This window comes from Bradyrhizobium sp. USDA 4486 (assembly GCF_054057995.1).
Window position 1 is genome coordinate 4,245,830 of sequence record NZ_JBSRZV010000001.1, and the last position, 21,419, is coordinate 4,267,248.

The 21,419-nt window shown below is 65.1% G+C and carries 17 protein-coding genes and 2 pseudogenes; 5 read left to right on the forward strand and 14 right to left on the reverse strand.

Features of this window, described 5'->3' with window-relative positions; translation table 11 throughout:
• Positions 1 to 33: 33 nt before the first annotated feature.
• From ACVWY3_RS20655 to ACVWY3_RS20675, 5 genes and pseudogenes are all read right to left on the reverse strand, one after another.
• A complete protein-coding gene (locus ACVWY3_RS20655; protein WP_456840119.1) occupies positions 34 to 1,776 on the reverse strand; it encodes a methyl-accepting chemotaxis protein in 1,743 nt (580 codons plus the stop codon).
• Between the two features lie 226 nt (positions 1,777 to 2,002).
• Entirely contained in the window at positions 2,003 to 2,236 is a 234-nt protein-coding gene (locus tag ACVWY3_RS20660) for a DUF6894 family protein (protein WP_456840120.1), read from the reverse strand.
• Between the two features lie 148 nt (positions 2,237 to 2,384).
• A complete protein-coding gene (locus ACVWY3_RS20665) occupies positions 2,385 to 2,972 on the reverse strand; it encodes a hypothetical protein (protein ID WP_456840121.1) in 588 nt (195 codons plus the stop codon).
• Between the two features lie 114 nt (positions 2,973 to 3,086).
• Positions 3,087 to 4,074: pseudogene (gene acuI / locus ACVWY3_RS20670) on the reverse strand (acrylyl-CoA reductase (NADPH)).
• Positions 4,075 to 4,115: 41 nt separating this feature from the next.
• Positions 4,116 to 5,369, reverse strand: a complete 1,254-nt coding sequence (locus ACVWY3_RS20675) for an MFS transporter (RefSeq protein WP_456840122.1) — start codon at positions 5,367 to 5,369, stop codon at positions 4,116 to 4,118.
• 327 nt (positions 5,370 to 5,696) lie between these two features.
• On the opposite strand from ACVWY3_RS20675, the gene nadA reads away from it, so the two are divergent.
• The 3 genes from nadA (at position 5,697) to nadC (ending at position 9,510) form a co-directional block, all read left to right on the forward strand.
• Positions 5,697 to 6,803: a quinolinate synthase NadA gene (nadA, locus tag ACVWY3_RS20680; protein WP_456840123.1), complete on the forward strand. Its 1,107-nt coding sequence runs from the start codon at positions 5,697 to 5,699 to the stop codon at positions 6,801 to 6,803.
• A gap of 214 nt (positions 6,804 to 7,017) precedes the next feature.
• The gene (locus ACVWY3_RS20685) at positions 7,018 to 8,622 is read left to right on the forward strand and encodes an L-aspartate oxidase (protein WP_456840124.1); all 1,605 of its coding nucleotides are present in this window, start codon (positions 7,018 to 7,020) and stop codon (positions 8,620 to 8,622) included.
• A gap of 12 nt (positions 8,623 to 8,634) precedes the next feature.
• Positions 8,635 to 9,510, forward strand: a complete 876-nt coding sequence (nadC, locus tag ACVWY3_RS20690; RefSeq protein ID WP_456840125.1) for a carboxylating nicotinate-nucleotide diphosphorylase — start codon at positions 8,635 to 8,637, stop codon at positions 9,508 to 9,510.
• Positions 9,511 to 9,630: 120 nt separating this feature from the next.
• Here the strand turns inward: nadC and ACVWY3_RS20695 are convergent.
• A pseudogene (locus tag ACVWY3_RS20695) lies at positions 9,631 to 11,098 on the reverse strand (cell wall hydrolase).
• Between the two features lie 258 nt (positions 11,099 to 11,356).
• On the opposite strand from ACVWY3_RS20695, the gene ACVWY3_RS20700 reads away from it, so the two are divergent.
• Positions 11,357 to 11,509 (forward strand): hypothetical protein, encoded by a 153-nt coding sequence (locus ACVWY3_RS20700; protein WP_456840126.1) that lies wholly within the window; start codon positions 11,357 to 11,359, stop codon positions 11,507 to 11,509.
• A gap of 182 nt (positions 11,510 to 11,691) precedes the next feature.
• Here ACVWY3_RS20700 and ppdK read toward each other — a convergent pair whose 3' ends face one another.
• Positions 11,692 to 14,661, reverse strand: coding sequence for a pyruvate, phosphate dikinase (gene ppdK, locus ACVWY3_RS20705; RefSeq protein ID WP_456840127.1), 2,970 nt, complete (start codon positions 14,659 to 14,661; stop codon positions 11,692 to 11,694).
• A 96-nt stretch (positions 14,662 to 14,757) separates the two neighbouring features.
• The gene (locus ACVWY3_RS20710) at positions 14,758 to 14,913 is read right to left on the reverse strand and encodes a DUF3096 domain-containing protein (protein ID WP_074077234.1); all 156 of its coding nucleotides are present in this window, start codon (positions 14,911 to 14,913) and stop codon (positions 14,758 to 14,760) included.
• A gap of 225 nt (positions 14,914 to 15,138) precedes the next feature.
• On the opposite strand from ACVWY3_RS20710, the gene ACVWY3_RS20715 reads away from it, so the two are divergent.
• Positions 15,139 to 15,492 (forward strand): DUF1236 domain-containing protein, encoded by a 354-nt coding sequence (locus ACVWY3_RS20715; RefSeq protein WP_456840128.1) that lies wholly within the window; start codon positions 15,139 to 15,141, stop codon positions 15,490 to 15,492.
• 274 nt (positions 15,493 to 15,766) lie between these two features.
• Here ACVWY3_RS20715 and glyS read toward each other — a convergent pair whose 3' ends face one another.
• The 6 genes from glyS to ACVWY3_RS20745 all read right to left on the reverse strand — a co-directional run bounded on the left by glyS (position 15,767) and on the right by ACVWY3_RS20745 (position 21,415).
• A complete protein-coding gene (gene glyS, locus ACVWY3_RS20720; RefSeq protein ID WP_456840129.1) occupies positions 15,767 to 17,866 on the reverse strand; it encodes a glycine--tRNA ligase subunit beta in 2,100 nt (699 codons plus the stop codon).
• On the reverse strand, positions 17,866 to 18,804 hold the full coding sequence (locus ACVWY3_RS20725; protein WP_456840130.1) for a glycine--tRNA ligase subunit alpha: 939 nt from the start codon (positions 18,802 to 18,804) through the stop codon (positions 17,866 to 17,868). Before ACVWY3_RS20725 ends, glyS begins: the two co-directional genes overlap by 1 nt.
• A 191-nt stretch (positions 18,805 to 18,995) precedes the next feature.
• Entirely contained in the window at positions 18,996 to 19,187 is a 192-nt protein-coding gene (locus ACVWY3_RS20730; RefSeq protein WP_028178670.1) for a hypothetical protein, read from the reverse strand.
• A gap of 115 nt (positions 19,188 to 19,302) precedes the next feature.
• Positions 19,303 to 20,211: a S49 family peptidase gene (locus ACVWY3_RS20735; RefSeq protein ID WP_456840131.1), complete on the reverse strand. Its 909-nt coding sequence runs from the start codon at positions 20,209 to 20,211 to the stop codon at positions 19,303 to 19,305.
• A 216-nt stretch (positions 20,212 to 20,427) separates the two neighbouring features.
• A complete protein-coding gene (locus ACVWY3_RS20740; protein WP_456840132.1) occupies positions 20,428 to 21,195 on the reverse strand; it encodes a tRNA1(Val) (adenine(37)-N6)-methyltransferase in 768 nt (255 codons plus the stop codon).
• A complete protein-coding gene (locus ACVWY3_RS20745) occupies positions 21,188 to 21,415 on the reverse strand; it encodes a putative signal transducing protein (protein ID WP_456840133.1) in 228 nt (75 codons plus the stop codon). Before ACVWY3_RS20745 ends, ACVWY3_RS20740 begins: the two co-directional genes overlap by 8 nt.
• Between the last annotated feature and the right edge of the window lie 4 nt (positions 21,416 to 21,419).

Genomic DNA, 21,419 nt, shown 5'->3' on the forward strand with positions numbered 1-21,419 from the left:
GCGAAAGCCGGCCGCGCTGATCACCATGCGCCGTCAGGCCGCGCGCACTGTCTCGAGAAATCTGCCGACCTCGAGCTTGAGACGGTTGCTGTCGCCCGACAGCATCTGCGCGGCAGACAGCACCTGCGAGGAAGCCGATCCGGTCTCGCTTGCGCCGCGCCGTACGTCGGTGATGTTGGACGAGACCTGGTGCGTGCCCTGCGCGGCCTGCTGCACGTTGCGGGAGATTTCCTGCGTCGCGGCGCCCTGCTCTTCCACCGCTGCTGCGATGGTCGAGGAGATCTCGGACAGCTTCTCGATGGTATCGCTGATGTCCTTGATGGCGCCAACCGATTCCTGTGTCGCGGCCTGGATTCCGGATATCTGCTGGCCGATCTCGCCGGTCGCCTTCGCCGTCTGCTCGGCGAGCGCCTTGACCTCGGAGGCGACGACCGCAAACCCCTTGCCGGCCTCGCCGGCGCGTGCCGCCTCGATCGTGGCATTGAGCGCCAGGAGATTGGTCTGGCCCGCGATGGTGTTGATCAGCTCGACCACGTCGCCGATCCGCGTCGCCGCCTTGGACAGTTCGCTGACGCGTTCGGTGGTGGTGCGGGCCTGGCCGACGGCTTCGCTCGCGACGCGTGCCGATTCCTGCACTTGGCGGCTGATCTCGGTGATCGAGGACGACAGCTCTTCTGTGGCGGAGGCCACCGACTGCACGTTGGTGGAGGCTTCCTCCGAAGCGGCCGCGACCACAGTGGTCAAGCGTTGCGTACGCTCTGCGGTCGAGGTCAGCGTCGTGGCGGACGCTTCGAGCTCGGTCGAGGCCGACGACACCGTGCCGACGATTTCGCCGACGGCGCCTTCGAAACTGTCGGCGAGCCTGCGCATCTCCGCTTTACGCTGCTCGGCTGCGATCTGATCCTGCCGCATCTTGGCTTCGGCTTCCGCATGCGCCTTCTGCTCGGACACGATCTTGAATTTCTCGACCGCACCGGCGACCTCGCCGACCTCGTCCTTGCGGCCGAGGCCCGGTAGCACCACGGAGAAATCGCCGCCTGCAAGCTTCTCCATCGCGAGCGTCAGCGCACGCATGGGCCGCGCAATGCTGAAGACGGAGAAGATGCATGCGCCGACGAGAACCAGCGCGACCAGCACGCCGACGACGAGCGACGTCCGTGCGACCGACGCGGCCTCCGCTTCGGCCTCGGCGCGGGTCTCGACACTTCTCTGCTTGGCGAATTCGGTGATCTTGTTGGACAGCTCCGAAATCTCTTCGTTGATCGGCGCCAGCGTCCCCTTGCGAACGCGATCGATCTCGGCCGCGAGCTTTGCGTGTTGCGCCGCCGCCTCGCCGTCCTTCTTTCCCTCGAACGCGAGCTCCTGCTTGCGGATGGCTTCGATCTGCTGCGCGCCTTTGCCGAAATCGCCGATCAGCACGGTCAAGCGATCGATCCGCTGGCGGTTCTCGGGGGAGCGCGAAAGCTTCGCCATTTCACCGGCGAATTTCTGGGCCGCCGTCTGGCGGTCGTTAAAATAACCGACCGCCTTCTGCATCTCGACCGGCGAGGATGAGCTCAGGATGTCGCGAATGCCGATCTGCATGCCGCGGACCGAGGCCTTCGCTTCGGCAGCATTCTGCGCGATCGCCTGCTGCCCCGCCGCGCTCATGCCAAGCTTCTGGACCTCGGCGCCGCCGCTCATCTGAAGGAAGATCATCAGCGCGACGAGCCCGATCGTCAGCACGGAGGTGACGGCGAGCTTGGTGCCAATTCGCAGATTTTGAATGAACGACATCGAGATATCCCGGCTACGCATGGCCGCGCGGACGCGCGTGAACAGTCATGAAAAGCTAGCCGAGAGGTTCCTCATTAACGTTAAGTGAGCGCAGCGTGGCCTAGGTAGAAATACCGAAAAAGCCGCTCAACCCGCCGGATTTGCGCACTTTTCGCGTGCAGCGAATCTGCACTTCGCGAATTTGCATGCCTTGTGGCCATTAACGAGTGTCGCCGATTCGCGGCCGTCAGCAGATCGTCTCGCCGACCAGACTGACGCGGAAGACCGGCTTCTTGTTCTCGTCAAGCAGCTCCATGCGCCACTCGGCATTCGGCTTCAGGCCACGCGCGATGCCGCCGAGCAGATTGGCGCACACCTCGGTCATCTCGGTCCAGGCGGCCGCCCGGTCCTCGAACTCGTACGGCTGGTCGGCGGCCCCGGAATAGCGGCCGGTGCTGATGCGAAAGAAATACAGCGACATCGTAGAACCCTTGCGCTCCCCCGGCCCTGCGCAAACTTGGGGGCGACTAGCTACCAACGCATGAAAGCCGCCGTCCGTATGATTACGGCGCAGCGGCTTCGTGCTCGGTGGGGCTCTTCGAGCGTACGCGGTGGATGCCGCGGCCGGCTCACTGGGTCGAGCGGCGCAGCTCCAGCGGGGCGTCGTTCCTGGCGGGCTCGGCCTTCACGGGCTCGAGCCGGCTGCTCTCCACACGCGGCGTCTCCACCCGCGCGGCGACCTCGGTGTTGGAGGCGCCGATCGATCTGGTGTGCTCGGACGAGCGCAGCGAGCGCGGACGCGCCGTGGCGCGGGCCATCAGCATCTGATTGCCGCCCTGATGATGGAAGTCGCAATAGGCGAAGCCCATGCCTGACACCGAGCCGCGGAAGCTGCGCTCGTCGGTCTTCTCCAGGTTGAAACAGGGCTCGAACGGAATGCCCTTGATCGAGGCGCAGACGTTCTGGCCGCGAATCTGGAGCGTGTTGCCGGGCAGGCGAAGATGCCGCACCGGGCCCGAGCCCGAGAACTGCACCGCGCCGGCGGCACCGAGGTCATCGAGGATGCGGCCTGCGCCGCGGGTGCCGTCGAAACAGGTGAAAGCGAACACCTTGCCGGCGACGAAGCGGCGCGCCTCATCGGCATTCATGCTTCCAGCAATGGCCGGCGCAAACGTCGCTGCCGCCGTGACAGCCCCCAACACAATACGCGCAAGCATGCTCTACTCCGAACCAACCCCCGCAGCGGGCGATGCCTTTATCTCTTTACCCGCTGCTTACCATACTAACCAAGGCAACATTGAAGCAGCTTGGTTGGTAAAGTCTGAACGCCGTTAGAGAATTTTTACCACGACTCGACCGCGGACCTGGCCCGCGAGGATTTTCGCGCCCCATTCCGGAACTTGGTCGAGCGAAATTTCCTGAGTTATTTCAGAGAGTTTCATCCGGTCCAGGTCCGAGGCCAGACGTTGCCAGGCGGCCTTGCGTGGCTCGATCGGGCACATCACGGAATCGATGCCGAGAAGGCACACTCCGCGCAAAATGAAGGGTGCGACGGAAGACGGCAGGTCCATACCGCCCGCCAGGCCGCAGGCCGCGATCGCCCCGCCGTATTTCGTCATCGACAGAAGATTCGCGAGCGTGGTCGATCCGACGCTGTCGACGCCGCCCGCCCAGCGCTCCTTGGCCAGCGGCTTGGCCGCCGCCGACAGCTCATTGCGATCGATCACCTCGGCGGCGCCGATCTCTTTCAGATAGTCCGCCTCGGAGGCGCGGCCGGTCGAGGCGATGACGTGATAGCCGAGCTTCGACAGCACGGCGGTTGCGACCGAGCCGACACCGCCGGCGGCGCCCGTCACCACCACGGGGCCGCTCTTCGGCGAGATGCCGTGCTTCTCCAGCGCCAGCACCGAGAGCATCGCGGTGAAGCCGGCGGTGCCGATCGCCATGGCGTCGCGCGCCGAAAGCCCTTGCGGCAACGCGACCAGCCAGTCGCCCCTTCACCCGCGCCTTCTCGGCATAGGCGCCGAGATGGGTCTCGCCCATGCCCCAGCCGGTGCAGACGACCTTGTCACCCGCCTTCCATTGCGGATGCGAGGAGGCTTCCACCGTGCCGGCGAAGTCGATGCCGGCGATCATCGGGAAGCGGCGTACCACCGGCGCCTTGCCGGTGAGCGCGAGGCCGTCCTTGTAGTTCAGCGTCGACCATTCCACGCGGACGCTGACATTGCCCTCCATCAGCTCGGCTTCGTCGAACTGCGCGAGCTGCGCGGTGGTGCCCTTGTCCGTCTTGTCGATCCGGATCGCCTTGAATGTGGCCACGGCTGCACTCCCTGACTTGTTTGCCGGGGATGTTTAGCCGATCAGGCAGGCTGCGCAACCACTCGCTGAACCGGTTTCTCCACGATCGGAAGATTGATCAGCGCCGAGAGCACGCCGAACAGGATCGAGAGCCACCAGATCGGCGTGTAGGAACCGAACTTCTCGAACACGATGCCGCCAAGCCAGACGCCGAGAAAGCCGCCGACCTGATGGCTGACGAAGGCGAAGCCATAGAGCGTGGCAAGCCAGCGCGTGCCGAACATCAGCGCCACCAGCGCCGAGGTCGGCGGCACCGTCGACAGCCAGGTCAGGCCGGAGATGGCGCCGAACGCGATCGCCGAGAACGGCGTGATCGGGAACGAGATGAATGCGAGCGTCGCAAGCGCGCGGGTGAAGTAGATGGTCGAGAGGATGTAGCGCTTGGGCAGCGAATTCTGGAGATAGCCGACGCCGAGCGATCCCATGATGTTGAACAGGCCGATCGCCGCGATCACCCAGCCGCCGGTTTGTGCCGAGATGCCGCGATCGACCAGGAACGCCGGCAGATGCACCGTGATGAAGGCGAGCTGGAAGCCGCAGGTGAAGAAGCCGAGCACCAGCAGCACATAGGAACGATGACCAAACGCTTCGGCGAGCGCCCTCGTGAAGGTCTGCTCATCGGCGGGCGCCGCATTTGCCGTGCTCGCGACCGGTGGTGTCGACAGCGCCAGCGACAGCGGGATGATCAGCAGCATCAGGAAGCCGAATACGGAGAGCGCCTGCTGCCAGCCGAAATTGTCGATCAGCGCCACACCAATGGGTGCGAACAGGAACTGGCCGAACGAGCCCGCCGCGGTGCCGGCGCCGAGCGCAAGGCCGCGCTTTTCCGCCGGCAGCAGTCTTGTGAACGCCGACAGCACCAGGTTGAACGAACAGCCGGCAAGACCGAAGCCGATCATGACGCCTGCGCCGATGTTGAGCGACAAGGGCGTCGAGGAGTAGCGCATCAGCAGGAGGCCGCCGGCATAGAGCAGCGCGCCGACGCACATCACGCGGAACAGGCCGAACCGGTCGGCGACCGCGCCAGCGAAGGGCTGGCCCAATCCCCACAACAGGTTCTGCACGGCGATCGCGAGGCCGAACACGTCACGGCCCCAAGCGAATTCGTGGCTCATCGGCTGCACGAAGAAGCCCAGCGCCGAGCGCGGACCGAAGCCGAGCATGCCGATGGCGCAGCCGCAGAGAATGATGATCGCCGGCGTGCGCCAGGAGGAAGAACGTGAGACCGGACCGAGTTCGCCTATCTGCGTCGACATCGTGTTCCTCATCGTCATTGGCGGATCCGGAATAGGCAGCCGCGATACCGCGTTTAATGCAGATGCATGAAAATCCCAAGTCAAAAACGATTGCGTTCCACGAAGGGCTGCTGCGGGAGCATTGCGTTTCCTTGCGGCCTCGCCGGAGAGTGACTTGACGAGAATGTGTGCGGCTGGCCCTAGCGGCGTCCCGGACGACCTGCTATCTTCGATTTACTCATAATGAGTATATCGAAGCTCTGACGATACGCCACCGGCCCTCGCGGCCGGATTTCTCAGGCCGAATATATACTCACATCGAGCACAACCGACACACGGGAGGCTTCCATGCCGATCACTGGACTTTACGGGCCCGAAGACTTTGCAAGCCGGCCGCAGGGCCAAGCCACAACCTCCCCGCGGGCTGCGCCGGCGCGCACGGGACCTGCGCTGCCGATGCCCTCGCTGGAATGGACTGACGAGGTCGAGCGCGCCACCGCGCCGCTCTATGAGCGCGTGAAGCACGTGATCCCGCCGATCGAGTGGCCGCTGATGGCGCCCAGGATTCACGCGATCAACGAGCTGAAACAGGCGCGCGGCGCGGTGATCCTCGCGCACAACTACCAGGCGCCGGAGATCTTCCACTGCGTCGCCGACATCGGCGGCGACTCGCTCCAGCTCGCGGTCGAAGCCACCAAGGTGAAGGCGGACATCATCGTCCAGTGCGGCGTGCACTTCATGGCGGAGACGTCGAAGCTGCTCAACCCGGAGAAGACGGTGCTGATCCCGGATTGGCGCGCCGGCTGCTCGCTCGCCGCCAGCATCACCGGCGCCGACGTGCGGCTGCTGCGCGAAAAATTCCCCGGCGTGCCCGTCGTCGCCTACGTCAACACGTCGGCGGAGGTGAAGGCCGAGGTCGATATCTGCTGCACCTCATCGAATGCGGTGCAGGTGGTGGAGAGCCTGAACTCGCCGACCGTGATCTTCCTGCCCGACCGCTATCTCGCCAGCTACGTGGCCTCGAAGACCGACGTCAAGATCATCGCCTGGAAGGGCGCCTGCGAGGTGCATGAGCGCTTTACGGGCGAAGAGCTGCGCGCGTTTCGCGACGCCGACCCGTCGGTCCAGATCATCGCGCATCCCGAATGCCCGCCGGACGTGCTGGCCGAAGCCGACTTCACCGGCTCGACCGCGCATATGATCAACTGGGTGCGCGCGAAGCGGCCACGGCGGCTGGTGATGATCACGGAATGCTCGATGGCCGACAATGTGCGCGCCGAGCTGCCCGACGTGGAGATGCTGCGCCCCTGCAATCTCTGCCCGCACATGAAGCGCATCACGCTCGCCAACATTTTGGACAGCCTGCTGACGCTGCGCGAGGAAGTCACGATCGAGCCGGCGCTTGCGGCGCGCGCAAGGCGATCGGTCGAGCGGATGATTAATCTGAAGAATTGAGAGCGAAGCGCAGCAACGACACAGCTGTCGTCCCGGATAAGCGAAACTCCAGACAACGCGCAGCGTGGTCGGGAGCGGAGCGCCGATCCGGGACCCATAACCACCGGAAGATATTTGGCGAAGAACGGCATTGCAGAACTTCGCGCAACAACTTCCGCCACGGCGTATGGGTCGCTGCTTTCGCAGGGACGGCAGCGGAGCAAGAGGAACTATCATGACAAACATCCACAATCTCACCCGCACCACTGACGACGTCGTCATCGTCGGCGGCGGCCTCGCCGGATTGTTCTGCGCACTCAAGCTCGCGCCGCGGCCGGTGACACTGATCTCGGCCGCGCCGCTTGGCCAAGGCGCATCCTCCGCATGGGCGCAAGGCGGTATCGCCGCGGCGGTGGCCGAGGGCGATACACCCGAAGCGCATGCTGCTGACACCATTGCCGTTGGCGGCGGTATCGTCGACGAAGCCGTCGCACTCGGCATCGCGCGCGAGGCGGCGCCGCGGATCGACGATCTGCTCGCCTATGGCGTGCCGTTCGATCGCGACCTCGAGGGCCGGCTCGCCGTCGGTCGGGAAGCTGCGCATTCGGCGCGGCGCATCGTGCATGTGCGCGGCGACGGAGCAGGCGCGGCGATCATCGCGGCGTTGACCGAGGCCGTGCGCCGCACGCCCTCGATCCGGCTGATCGAAGGTTTTGTCGCCGAAGCGCTGTTGACTGAGGACGGCGCGGTCACCGGTCTTCAATTGCGCGAGGCAGCCAATCCAGCCGCGCGGCCGGTTATGCTGGCCTCGCGTGCGATCGTGCTTGCGACCGGGGGCATCGGCCACCTCTATGCCGTCACCACCAATCCGATTGAGGCCAGCGGCTCCGGCCTTGCGATCGCCGCGCGCGCCGGCGCGGTCATCGCCGACCCCGAATTCGTGCAGTTCCACCCGACCGCCATTATGGTCGGGCGCGATCCCGCGCCGCTCGCGACCGAAGCGCTGCGCGGCGAAGGCGCGATACTCATCAACCGCCATGGCGAGCGCTTTATGCTTGCGCGCCATCCGCTCGCCGAGCTCGCGCCGCGCGACATCGTCGCCCGGGGCGTATTCGCGGAGATCGCGACCGGACGCGGCGCCCTCCTCGACGCGCGGGCGGCGCTGGGCGTGCGCTTCGCGGAAAAGTTTCCGACCGTGCATGCAAGCTGCATCGCCGCCGGCATCGATCCCGCGACGCAAGCCATCCCGATCGCGCCAGCCGCGCACTATCACATGGGCGGCATCGCGGTGGATGCACGCGGCCGCAGCTCGATCGACGGACTCTGGGCCGGCGGCGAGGTGTCGTCCACCGGCGCGCATGGCGCCAACCGTCTCGCCTCCAATTCGCTGCTGGAGGCCGTGGTCTATGCCGCGCGCATCGCCGACGACATCGCCGGCCGTGCGATCCCGTCGCCGGCCCCGCTCCCGGATGCGCTGGTGATACAGCGCAGCGGCGCTCCGGATGCAGCGAACGTGGCGCGGCTGCGGGCGATGATGAGTGCGCATGTCGGCGTGATCCGCGATGGTGACGGGCTTGCACAGGCCGCGCGCAGCTTTGCTGCACTGGAGCGCGAGGCGACGAGCATCACCGTCCGCAACATGGCAACCACGGCCCTTCTCGTCGCAACCGCCGCCTTGAGCCGGCGCGAGAGCCGCGGCGCGCATTTCCGTTCCGACCATCCGGCCGATGTCCCAGAGCTGGCGCAGCGGACGATGACCACGCTCACCGCTGCGCGCGAAGTCGCGGACAGCCTAAGCGAGCGTCCGCTGCCGCGCACCGCTCAACCCATGATCGCCTGAAGGAAACTCGATATGACCCCGACCTCCCTGCTCTATCCCGATGCCTTCGTTTCGCCCCTCGCCATCGACGAGGCCGTGCAGCGCGCGCTGGCGGAAGACCTCGGCCGCGCCGGCGACATCACCTCGCTCGCAACGATTCCCGAGGCGACCAGAGCGCAGGCCATCCTGGTCGCGCGCCAGTCCGGCGTGATGGCCGGATTGCCGTTGGCGCTGGCGACGCTGCAAAAGCTCTCGTCCGACGTCGAGGTGCGCGCGCATATCCGCGACGCTGCCCGCGTTGCCCGCGGCCAGCATGTGCTGACGATCTCGGGCCCGGCGCGCGCCATTCTGACGGCGGAGCGGACCGCGCTAAACTTCGTCGGCCGGCTATCGGGTGTTGCAACGCTCACGGCCGACTATGTCGCGCGCACCGAGGGCACGAAGATGCGGATCTGCTGCACGCGGAAGACCACACCGGGATTGCGGGCGCTGGAGAAGTACGCGGTACGCTGCGGCGGCGGCTTCAACCACCGTTTCGGGCTCGACGATGCGATTCTGATCAAGGACAACCACGTCGCGGTCGCAGGTGGCATCCGCCCGGTGCTGGAGCGCGCCCGTGCCCATGCCGGCCATCTCGTCAAGATCGAGATCGAGGTCGATACGCTGGCGCAGCTGCGCGAGGTGCTCGATACGGGCCTTGCCGACGCCGTGCTGCTCGACAACATGGACCTTGCAACCTTGCGCGAGGCGGTGCGGATGACGGAGGGCCGCCTCGAATTGGAGGCCTCCGGCGGCGTCACGCTGGACTCGATCGCCGCGATTGCCGCGACCGGCGTCGATTACGCCTCAGCCGGCGCGCTGACGCATTCGGCGCCGAATTTCGACTGCGCGCTTGATATCGAGGCGTGAGGGGCGCGGCTTGCACGAGATCGTCATGCCCGGGCTTGTCCCGGGCATCCACGCGCTTCTTGCGCTAGTCCAAGAACGTGGATGGCCGGGACAAGCCCCGGCCATGACGCAGTCGAGATGCTACCTCCGCTCGCTCGCGCCCATCTCGGCAGAGCTCTTGGCTTCCTGCGCGAGCTCGGCCGACAGCGCGGCTGTCTGCGCCGGCGTGCCCCAGCTCGGTTCCTCGCTGCCATCGCCCCAGGCGCGGGGGCGGTAGAAGGTGTGCACGCCGGTCCTGTACATCTTCTTCATCTCAGCGACCCAGGACGGGCGCACCCAATAGGCGTGGTAATGGGTGGATTTGCCGACCTCGGGCAGCCAGATCTGGCCGTCGAGCATCGCCTTCGAGATCTTCTTGGCGCGCTCCCACATCTCGGGCTCGCGGATCACGTCGGGATTGTTGTCGCAGGCGAAGGTGAACTGACAGGCGAAGTGGCGATACTTGTTCTGGTAGACCACGCCGCACACGGTATCGGGATATTTGCCGGAGAACACGCGGTTCATCACCACCTGCGCGACCGCCATCTGGCCGCGCACGGCTTCGCCGCGGGATTCGAAGTAGATCGCTTCGGCGAGACATTTTTCTGATTTCGCGCGCGACTTGTCGTCGAGCGCGAGCCGCTCCGCCGGAGACCTGGCGCGCTGGTTGTCGACGTTGACCTCGCCTTTCGCCGCGACGCTCTCGCCGCTCTCGATATCCCCTGGCGATCTCTTCGGTCGGCGGCGTCAGCGAGGCCGTCACCTTCATGTCGGGATCGGGCATCACGATCATCGGCTCGGCACCGGGCTGCCAACTCTCGATGCTCTCGAGATTGCCGCCGAGGGAGGAGCTGCCGAAGAACAGGTTCGCGGTCTTGACACTGAACGGATCGCGCGGCGGTGCCGTCGGAAGCGTCTCCTGCTTCAGCGCTTCCAGCGGCTGCACCGGGAACGAGCGGGCGAGGTCGCTGGCCTTTGGCGGATTGGCATATTGCGGCAGCGGCGGCGCGCGCAGCGCTTCGGCGAGCTCGGGATCGAGCGCGGCTGCGGACTCGGGCGACATTGGTTGCGACATCGCTTGCGGCAAGGTAGCGGTCTTCGCGCCGAACACCGAGCTGTTCGAGGTCGCAGGATCTTCCTGCGCGGGTGCCGCGGCCGGAGCCGTCGTCTCAGGCGCCTGCGTTGGCGCAACGGTTGCGAGACGATCACCCTTCAGCGAGCGATCGACCTTGGGAAAATCGGCGGCCTGGTAGCGCGGCGGCGCCTGCAGCACCGGATTGCGGCTGATCGCGCCGGTGACGTCGCGAGCATCGAGGCTCGCGAGCCGAATCATCGCGCTCTGCGGCGCAGACGTACCAATCGGGCGGGAGAAGCTGTAGGTCGCGAGCTGGATCGAGGACGCCGCGGAAAACACCTGCTTCTGCCAACGCTCGGCGACGCCGGGCTGGCGGGCCAGCAGAGAGGCAATGTCCTGATACCCGGTCTCTCTCGGCATCAATGCAAAGATGCAGAGACCGATGCCGAAGGACGCGAACCGCGCGCCCTTCGGATGGTTACGCAACACTGACATCGATACGCTCACGCAACGCTTACGCCCGTTTCGATCGAACTCAGTACGTCCGTGCAATTCGATCTTTTTCGTAAGTATCTAATTTAGGTTGCCGGGGCGTTAATCGGCGTTGCGCGCGCGGCACACTCAAGCGAACACAGGTGTTTTCACGGAGCGATTGCCTGCGTGGTAAATGCCGCCTCATTTGAAGCGGTAAACAATCGGTCAATGCGAATGGTGAAGGAACTCTTGCGCGCGCGTCTCATTTCGGGACGCGTGATGAGTTCCCGGCATAAGCACGAGATGCTTCTCCGCAACGAGTGTCATGCTCCGCGAAGGCGGGGCATCCAGTACGCCGCGGCCTATCGCTTCTATCACTGCTATCTCGGCGTACTGGATCGCCCGGTCAAGCCGGGCGATGACAGCGAGTGAGCGGCAAGTGCATCCCACAAACTGGTCATTGCGAGCGCAGCGAAGCAATCCAGAGTCTTGCCGCAGAGACAGTCTGGATTGCTTCGCTGCGCTCGCAATGACAGTATGGATGCAGCGGCGCGCAAAATGAAAAGAGGCGGAGCCAAACCCCGCCTCTCTCAGTCCAATCGTGCGCTTCGCGCTTACGCCTGGCTCGCGATCGCCTTGCCGAGCGCGGCCTGCGCTGCGGCAAGCCGTGCGATCGGCACGCGATAGGGCGAGCAGGAGACGTAGTCGAGGCCGATATTGTGGCAGAAGGCGACCGAGGCGGGATCGCCGCCGTGCTCGCCGCAGATGCCGACCTTGAGCGAGGCACGCGTCTTGCGGCCCCGCGCGACGCCGATCTTGACGAGCTCGCCGACACCTTCTTGATCGAGCGCGATGAAGGGATCGACCGAGAGGATACCCTTCGCCACGTAGGGACCGAGGAAGCTCGCCGCGTCGTCGCGGCTGATGCCGTAGGTCGTCTGCGTGAGATCGTTGGTGCCGAACGAGAAGAACTCGGCCGACTGCGCGATCTCGGCCGCGAGCAGGCAGGCGCGCGGCAGCTCGATCATGGTGCCGACCTGATAGGCGAGCTTGGTGTTGGCGTCGCGCATCACCGACTGCGCGGTGGCATCGATGCGCGCCTTGACCAGATCGAGCTCGGCCTTGGTCGCGATCAGCGGCACCATCACCTCGAGGCCGACGGCCTTGCCGGTGCGCTTCTGCGCCTCGACCGCCGCCTCGAAGATCGCGCGCGCCTGCATCTCGGCGATTTCAGGATAGGCGATCGCGATGCGGCAGCCGCGGAAGCCGAGCATCGGATTGAACTCCGAGAGCTCGCGTGCGCGATCGGCGAGGCGCCGCGGATCGGTGTTCATGGCTCGCGCCACTTCCTCGACCTCGGCATGGGTGTGCGGCAGGAACTCGTGCAGCGGCGGGTCGAGCAGCCGGATCGTGACGGGCAGGCCCTTCATGATCTCGAACAGCTCGACAAAGTCTGCGCGCTGCATCGGCAGCAGCTTAGCGAGAGCCGCGCGGCGCGCCTGCTCGTCCTCGGCGAGGATCATCTCGCGCACGGTGCGGATGCGCGTCTCCTCGAAGAACATGTGCTCGGTGCGGCAGAGGCCGATGCCTTCGGCGCCGAACTTGATCGCGGTGCGCGCATCCTCCGGCGTGTCGGCATTGACGCGCACGCCGATCTTGCGGACCTGGTCGGCCCAGTTCATCAGCGTGCCGAACTCGCCGGACAGCTCCGGTTCGATCATCGGCATGCGGCCGGCCAGCACCTGGCCGAGCGAGCCGTCGATGGTGATGACGTCCCCGGTCTTGAAGGTGCGCGAGCCGATGCTCATGGTGCCGCGGCCGTAGTCGACCCGGATGGTGCCGCAGCCGGAGACGCAGGGCTTGCCCATGCCGCGCGCGACCACCGCCGCGTGCGAGGTCATGCCGCCGCGGGTGGTCAGGATGCCTTCGGCCGCGTGCATGCCGTGGATGTCTTCGGGGCTGGTCTCGATGCGGACCAGGATCACCTTGCGTCCGTCGCCCTGCAGCTTGGCGGCTTCGTCCGAGGAGAACACGATCTCGCCTGAGGCCGCGCCTGGCGAAGCCGGCAGGCCGGTCGCGATCACGTCGCGCTTGGCGTTGGGATCGATCGTCGGATGCAGGAGCTGGTCGAGCGAGGCGGGATCGATCCGCGTCACCGCTTCCTTCTTCGAGATCAGGCCTTCATTGGCGAGCTCGACCGCGATGCGCAGCGCCGCCTTCGCGGTGCGCTTGCCGCCGCGGGTTTGCAGCATCCACAGCTTGCCCTGCTCGACCGTGAACTCCATGTCCTGCATGTCGCGGTAATGCTTCTCGAGCAGCGTGTAGATCCGCGTCAGCTCCTTGAAGGCTTCCGGCATCGCCGATTCCATCGACGCCTTGTCGGAGCCCGACTCTTTCCGAGCGTCCTCGGTGATGTCCTGCGGCGTGCGGATGCCCGCCACCACGTCCTCGCCTTGCGCGTTGATCAGGAACTCGCCGTAGAGCTTGCTCTCGCCGGTCGAGGGATTGCGCGTGAACGCAACGCCGGTCGCCGAGGTCTCGCCCATGTTGCCGAACACCATGGCCTGCACGTTGACCGCGGTGCCCCAGGATTCCGGAATGTCGTGCAGCTTGCGGTAGGTCACCGCGCGCGCGTTCATCCAGGATGAGAACACCGCGCCGATCGCGCCCCAGAGCTGATCGTGCGGATCCTGCGGAAACTCCTTGCCGGTCTCGCGCGCAACGGCGTCCTTGTACTTGCCGACCAGCTCGACCCAGTCCTCGGCCGACAGGTCTGTGTCGAGCGAATAGCCCTGGCTGTCCTTGAAGGTGTCGAGGATCTCCTCGAAGTGATGATGCTCGAAGCCGAGCACCACGTCGGAATACATGGTGATGAAGCGGCGATAGCTGTCATAGGCGAAGCGGCGGTCGCCCGAGAGCGCGGCCAGAGCTTCGACGGTCTCGTCGTTGAGGCCGAGATTGAGCACGGTGTCCATCATACCCGGCATCGAGGCGCGCGCGCCGGAGCGCACGGAGACGAGCAGCGGGTTCTTGGTGTCGCCGAACACCTTGCCAGTCAACTTGCCGACATAGTCCAGCGCCTTCTCAACCTGCGGCCTCAGCTCCTTCGGGTACGTCTTGCCGTGCTCGTAGAAATAGGTGCAGACCGAGGTCGGAATGGTGAAGCCGGGAGGCACCGGCAGGCCGAGATTGGCCATCTCGGCGAGGTTGGCGCCCTTGCCGCCGAGCAGGTCGCGCATCTCCGAGCGGCCCTCGGCCTTGCCGTCACCGAAGGTGAACACCCATTTGCCGGCCTTGACCGCAGCCGGCGCAGCCCTGGCGGGGGCAGCCTTGTCGGGGGCAGCCTTGGCGGGGGCAGCCTTGGCCGGGGCAGCCGTCTTCGGCGCAGCCGGCTTGGTCGCAGCCTTTGCAGCTTTGGCAGCGGGTTTCGCAGCCGACTTGGCTGCGGGCTTGGCTGCAGGCTTAGCAACCGACTTCGGGGCGCTCTTGGCCAGTGCCTTGCGGGCTGGCGGCGCGGCTTTCGCGGCAGCGGAAGACTTTGATTTCGCTGAAGTTTTATTGGGCTTCGAGGCGGCTTTGGCCATGGCTTGCACACAACCTGCGAGAGGGAGGGGAAATCGCGGGCCTTACACCATTTTGGGCGGGCCCGCGCAAGTCGGACTGTTCCGGAAAGTGAACCCCTAGAGGTGAAGCCACTTCAGGAGCCCAAGCCCGATCGCGCCATTGATGATGAGGAAGATCGCGACGATCAGGTTGAGCAGCCGCGGCATGATGAGGATGAGCACGCCCGCAATCAACGACAGGATCGGCGAAATGTGGGCGACGGTGATGTGCATGAACTATCTTTCCATGAGGTGAGGCGAATCGCGGGCGGATCATAGCGGCCCTGGTTCCGCGAGTAGAGACGCGCAAGCGCCAGGCCGGTTCCCGCCACTCACGAAAACTGCCCGAAATTGCCGCTGATGCGGCAGGGCTTTCCCCGGAACATTGCGAAGAGGCACGCATTGGCAACCGGTTGCGCTACTCGCGCTTCCCAAAGGATCACGTCGAAGGAGTTTTCCATGCGGAACAGGATTCTTGCTCTTGCAGCGCTTGCGGCCGCGATCGGCTCGCCCTTGGCGGCGCAAGCGCAAAGCGGGGTCACGATCGGACGCGCGCCTGTCGTAGTCGATTCTGGCCCAACCATCGCGGTCGAACAGCGACCGGCCTTCCGCGAATATGTCGTCGAACAACGTGTGCCGGCCTTCCGTATCCCGGATCGCGTGGTGGTCGGCGCCACCTTACCGGAGACCGGCATCACCTATTATGACGTGCCGCAACGTTTCGGCGCCACCACCTATCGCTACACCGTCGTGAACGGCGAGACCGTGTTGGTCGAGCCGCGTTCGCGCCGCATCGTCGAGGTGCTGGACTAGGCTGGTGTCTGGACGCGTTGTTCTTCACGCGAACCGGTCTCCGCTTCGCGCGAAAGCGCTGTCGATCAACTCGATGTCCGGCGCGTCACATCAGGCTGGCGCGAGCAGTATTAAATCGGACATCAGGCCCTGCCCGGTCCTCCCCCCGCCGGGCGGGGCTTTTTTGCGACGTCATTCGGGCGCGCGCGAAGCGTGAACCCGGAATTGCGAGATTCCGGGTTCGGTACTGCCCACCGCCCTGGAATGACAGTGGTATTTGTCGCGCGACCGCGCCTCAATCCTGGATCTTCGAGAAATCCGCCACCGCACGCGTGGCGCTGCGGATCTCGTTGAGCAGTTTCAGGCGGTTCTCGCGCACCTTCGCATCGTCGTCATTGACGCGCACCTTGTCGAAGAACGCATCGACCGGCGGACGCAGCTTCGCCATCGCGCTCATCGCGGCGGCAAAGTCTTCCTTGGCGACGGCGGCGCTTGCCTCCCCCTTCACCTCGCCGATCGCTTTCGCCAGCGCCTTCTCCTCGGCGAGGCTGTAGAGCGCAGCATCGGGCGTGCCATCAAAGGTGCGCTTGTCCTTCTTCTCCTCGATCGCGAGAATGTTGCTGGCGCGCTTGGTGCCGGCGAGCAGGTTCTTGCCGTCGTCGCTGTCGAGGAATTTTCCGAGCGCCTCGACGCGGCGGACGATCATCAACAGATCGTCCTGGCCGCCAAGCGCGAACACGGCATCGACGAGATCGTAACGAGCGCCCTGCTCGCGGAGCTGGACTTTCAGGCGGTCGGCGAAGAAGGCGAGCAGATCGCTCGGGAGCGTCTGCGCGTCCGCGGGCTGCACCGACAAGCCGGCGAGCGCGGACGCCGCCACCTTCATCAGCGACAAACGTAGCGCATTCTCGGCGATCAATCGGATCACACCCAGCGCCGCACGACGCAGCGCATAGGGGTCCTTCGATCCCGTCGGCTTTTCGTCGATGGCCCAGAAGCCAACAAGCGTATCGAGCTTGTCGGCAAGCGCCACCGCAACACTGACCGGATCAATCGGGACGCGATCCGCCGGCCCTTGCGGCTTGTAGTGCTCCTCGCAAGCCGCAGCGACAGACGCGTCCTCGCCCTGGGCCAGCGCATAGTACTTGCCCATCAAGCCCTGAACTTCCGGGAATTCGCCGACAACCTCCGTGAGCAAGTCGGCCTTCGCCAAATGCGCGGCGCGCTTGGCCTTCGCAACATCCGCGCCGACCAGCGGCGCGATCTCGGCCGCTAGCCGCTCGATGCGCTTGATGCGCGCGGCCTGGGTGCCGAGCTTCTCGTGGAACACGATCTGCTCGAACTTCGGCAGTCGGTCCTCGAGCCTCGTCTTCAGGTCGGTCTCATAGAAGAACTTCGCATCCGACAGGCGCGGACGGATCACGCGCTCATTGCCTGATACGATGACCTTGCCGCCGTCGGCCGCCTCGATATTGGCGGTGAGGACGAACTTGTTGGTCAGCTTGCCCGTCTTGGGATCCTTGACGACGAAGCACTTCTGGTTGTTGCGGATGGTGGCGCGGATCACTTCGTCCGGGATCGCGAGATATTCTTCCTCGAACGATCCCATCATGACGACGGGCCATTCGACGAGGCCCGAGACCTCGTCGAGCAGCACCTGATCCTCGACCAGCTCAAAGCCCTGCGCGAAGGTCAGCTCCTTGGCGTCGGCGAAGATGATGTCCTTGCGCGCCTGCGGATCGAGGATGACCTTGGCCGCCTTCAGCTTGGCCTCGTAGTCCTCGAAGCGGCGCACGGAGATCGCGCCAGGGGCCATGAAGCGGTGGCCGTAAGTCGTCTGGCCGGCCTCGATGCCATCCACCTCGAACTTCACGACATCGGGCTCTTCGGTCTCGAGCCCGAAGGTCGCGGTGATCGCGTGCAGCGGACGTACCCAGCTCAGCGAGCCCGGCTTGCCCGAGCGCGCGCCCCAACGCATCGATTTCGGCCAGGGGAAGGTGCGGATGATCACGGGCAGGATTTCCGCGAGCACGTCGATCGCATCGCGTCCGGGCTTCTCGATCAAGCCGATGTAGAAATCACCCTTGGGGTCGCGCTGGATCTTGGCTTCATCGAGCGATTTGAGACCCGTCGCTTTCAAGAAACCCTGCACGGCCGCATCGGGCGCGCCGACCTTCGGGCCGCGACGCTCGATCTTCAGATCAGGCTGGCGCGCGGGGATGCCGTGCACGGTCAGCGCGAGGCGGCGTGGCGTCGCGAAGGCTTTCGCGCCTTCGTAGACGAGACCCTCGGCGACGAGCTTGTCGGTGACCATGCGGCGCAGATCGTCGGCCGCCTTGGCCTGCATGCGCGCGGGGATTTCTTCCGAGAACAGTTCAAGCAAAAGTTCGGGCATCAGGCCACTCCGCCCGCTTCAGTGTGGATCCAGGCCTCGCCGCAGGCTTTTGCCAATTCGCGCACACGCAAGATGTAGCTCTGCCGCTCCGTCACCGAGATCACGCCGCGCGCGTCGAGCAGGTTGAAGACATGGCTTGCCTTGATGCACTGGTCATAGGCCGGCAGTGCCATCAGGTGCTGCTTGCTGTTACTTCCTTCGCGCCAGCCAGCGTCGAGATATTTCCGGCAGGCCGCCTCGGCCATCTTGAACTGCTCGAACAGCATCGCGGTGTCGGCGACTTCAAAATTGTGCCGCGAATATTCCTGCTCGGCCTGCAGGAAGACGTCGCCATAGGTGACCTTCTGATCGCCCTCGCGACCGTTGAAGTTGAGGTCGTAGACGCGGTCGACGCCCTGCACATACATCGCGAGGCGCTCGAGCCCGTAGGTCAGTTCGCCCGCGACAGGGGCGCATTCGAAGCCGGCGACCTGCTGGAAGTAAGTGAACTGGCTCACCTCCATGCCGTCGCACCAGCACTCCCAGCCGAGGCCCCAGGCGCCGAGCGTCGGGCTCTCCCAATCGTCCTCGACGAAGCGGATGTCGTGCACGGCGGAATCGATGCCGATCGCGGCAAGCGACTTCAGATACAGCTCCTGAAGGTTCGGCGGCGACGGCTTCATGATCACCTGGAACTGGTAGTAGTGCTGCAGCCGGTTCGGATTCTCGCCGTAACGCCCGTCCTTGGGGCGGCGCGAGGGCTGCACATAGGCTGCGTTCCAGGGCTTTGGCCCGAGCGCGCGGAGCGTGGTCGCCGGATGGAAGGTGCCTGCGCCCATCTCCATGTCGTAGGGCTGCAGGATCACGCAACCCTGCTCAGCCCAGAACCGCTGGAGCGCGAGGATGAAGCCCTGGAACGAACGTTCCGGGCGCATATGGGCGGGCAATGAGGCGTCCATCGTCAGATCGGGCTCTCGCGGGGGGTTTGAATCGCGCGGGACCGTATCGACGGCGGGGATGGGAATCAAGGCGAAGGGGGCGGAAATGGCTGTCATTCCGGGGCGATGCGAGAGCATCGAGCCCGGAATCTCGAGATTCCGGGTTCGCCCTTCGGGCGCCCCGGAATGACGGTGCGTATGGAAAAGTGCGGTTAACCCGGCCTATAAGCTCCGGTCACGGGGTCACGCTTCAACGTCTGGATGTCCCCCATGCGGGCGGCTTCAGCAACGCGCGACAGGCGCATTTCCTCCAGCTCCTGGTTGATGCGGACGGCGGTCTTGTAGGCCCAGCGGACCACGGCAAGCCCGCCCAGGACGCCTGCGAAAGCGACGAACGGCGGCATCGGTCGATCCTTGTCTAGTGCTCAGCCCCCACATGCATTGTCGCGCAGTCGGGGCTACGCCGCAATTGGCTCGGCTTCGATTCCCCTTGGACCAAATGGCGCGGGAGGGCGCGTCTTAGAACCCGAATTTCGCCCAAATCGCTCGCGTCTCGACCGCCGAGATCAGCTCGTCCGGCAGCCCGGCCATTGATTCCATGGCCAAAAGCTGCCCAGCGCCGGGCGCTTTCCGCCCAAAAAGGCCGGAGAGAAGTCCGGTCGGCTGGGCAATCACGGGGGTGAGAACCTTGTCGCCGTAGCGGGCACGAAGAGTTGAGCGGAGATCACCGATGCCATCGGCGAGCCCCAGCGCGATCGCGCTCTCGCCAGCCCAGTACTCTCCCGTGAAGAGCGTGTCGTCATTGCCCTTCAGCCTTACGCCGCGGCTGTCCTTCACTAGCGAAATGAATATCTGGTGGATCTCGCGCTGGATCGCCTTCAGCTTGGCGACGTCATCCGGATTCTCGGGCAGAAAGGGATCGAGCATCGCCTTGTGCGCGCCGGCGGTATAGAGCCGCCGCTCGATACCGAGTCGCTTGATCGCGTCCTGGAAACCGAAGCTGCCGCCGACCACGCCGATCGAGCCGAGGATGGAGGATGGATCGCAAATGATCTCGTCGCCTGCGCAGGCGATCATGTAGCCGCCGGAGGCCGCGACGTCCTCGACGAACACCAGGACCTTAAGCTTCTTCTCCGCCGCGAGCTGCTTGATGCGCAAGTAGATCTGGCGCGACTGCACCGGCGAGCCGCCGGGCGAATTGATCACCAGCGCCACCGCCTTGGCGTTCCGATAAGAAAACGCCCGCTCCAGGATTCGCGCTACCCCGGCGAGCGTCATGCCCGGCCGCAACGGCGTCACCGCGCCGATCACGCCCGAGAGCCGCACCACCGGCACCACAGCCGTGCCGGGGCGAAAGCGCGCCGGCAGATATTCCATGAGCTTGTCGGCCAGGCCGGAACTGTCTCGATCGTTCAATTGTTCGGCCATGCCGTTACCTCTGTTTAACCATTTCTTATCACGCGACTGTCATTGAAGGTGCCTGGAACGTGTTTTGCAGAATCCGCGTAGGGAAGCTGCAATGAAGCAGCGGAGGAAACGCCATGAAGATCTATCTGCTGTTGATGCTGATCGGTGCGCTTTTCACGGCGATTCGCTTTACGTCCCCGCAAGAACAGCAGTCGGAGTCGCTTCCCCAGTAAGCGATCACGGCTCCGCCAGCGGCAAGGCCGCCCTCCCCTCCAGAATATCGCTGACCTCTTTTTTAGGCACGCGTGACTCATCGTTGAGCACGAGGCCCGGCAGCAATCGCGTCGGCGCCCGACCGCCCTTGACGGCGCGGACCAGCACGCGGATCGCGGGCCGTCCCGCTTCGCCATGAATCGGCAGGATCGCGAGGCCCCCGAAGCCGCGTGACAGCGCTGCCAAGACATCGCCGATTCCATCTGCACGCCAGATCAAGGTGAGCGCGCCATTCGATCGGAGGATGCGCCGTGCTGCATGCACCCAGGCATGCAGCGTCTCGTCGGTCGCGACATGCGCGATCTGGCGCGCCTGATCGGGCGAGACGCGGTGCCGTGCAGGATCGTTGAAGGGCGGATTCATCAGCACCACGTCGACACTGTCGGGCGGCAGGTCATTTGCCGCGAAGGTCTGCGCATCCGCGGTGACGTCGAGCACGATAGCCTCGGCAGCGATCACGTTTGCCGCCGCATTGGCGCGCGCCAGCTCCGCCAGTTCCGGATCGATCTCGACCAGGCTGAGCCTGATCCCCTCGACGCGGCGCGCCAGCGCGAGCCCAGCCGCGCCGATGCCGGCGCCGAGATCGACGACGCGGTCGCCCGCCTTCGCCTCGGTCGCCGCCGCCAGCAAAATGGCGTCATGGCCGGCGCGATGTCCGCTGCGCTTCTGCTTCAGGAGCAACTGCCCGCCGAGAAAGGCGTCCTCGGTGATGTCTGCCAAAACCTCACTCATCGCCGCGCAGTTCGTGGCTGAGACCCGCCTCGGTCAGGATCTGCCGGGCCTCCTGGGCGTCGTCCTCATGGACCAGGATCCGCCGCGGCAAAATGCCGAGCGAGCCCTCGATGATGCTCATGTTCTGGTCCAGCACCAGATGATGGATATTGGCGCCGTCGAGCAGCGCGCCGATCGCCGACACCAGCACCATGTCGTTGGTCCGAACCAGTTCACGCAAAACG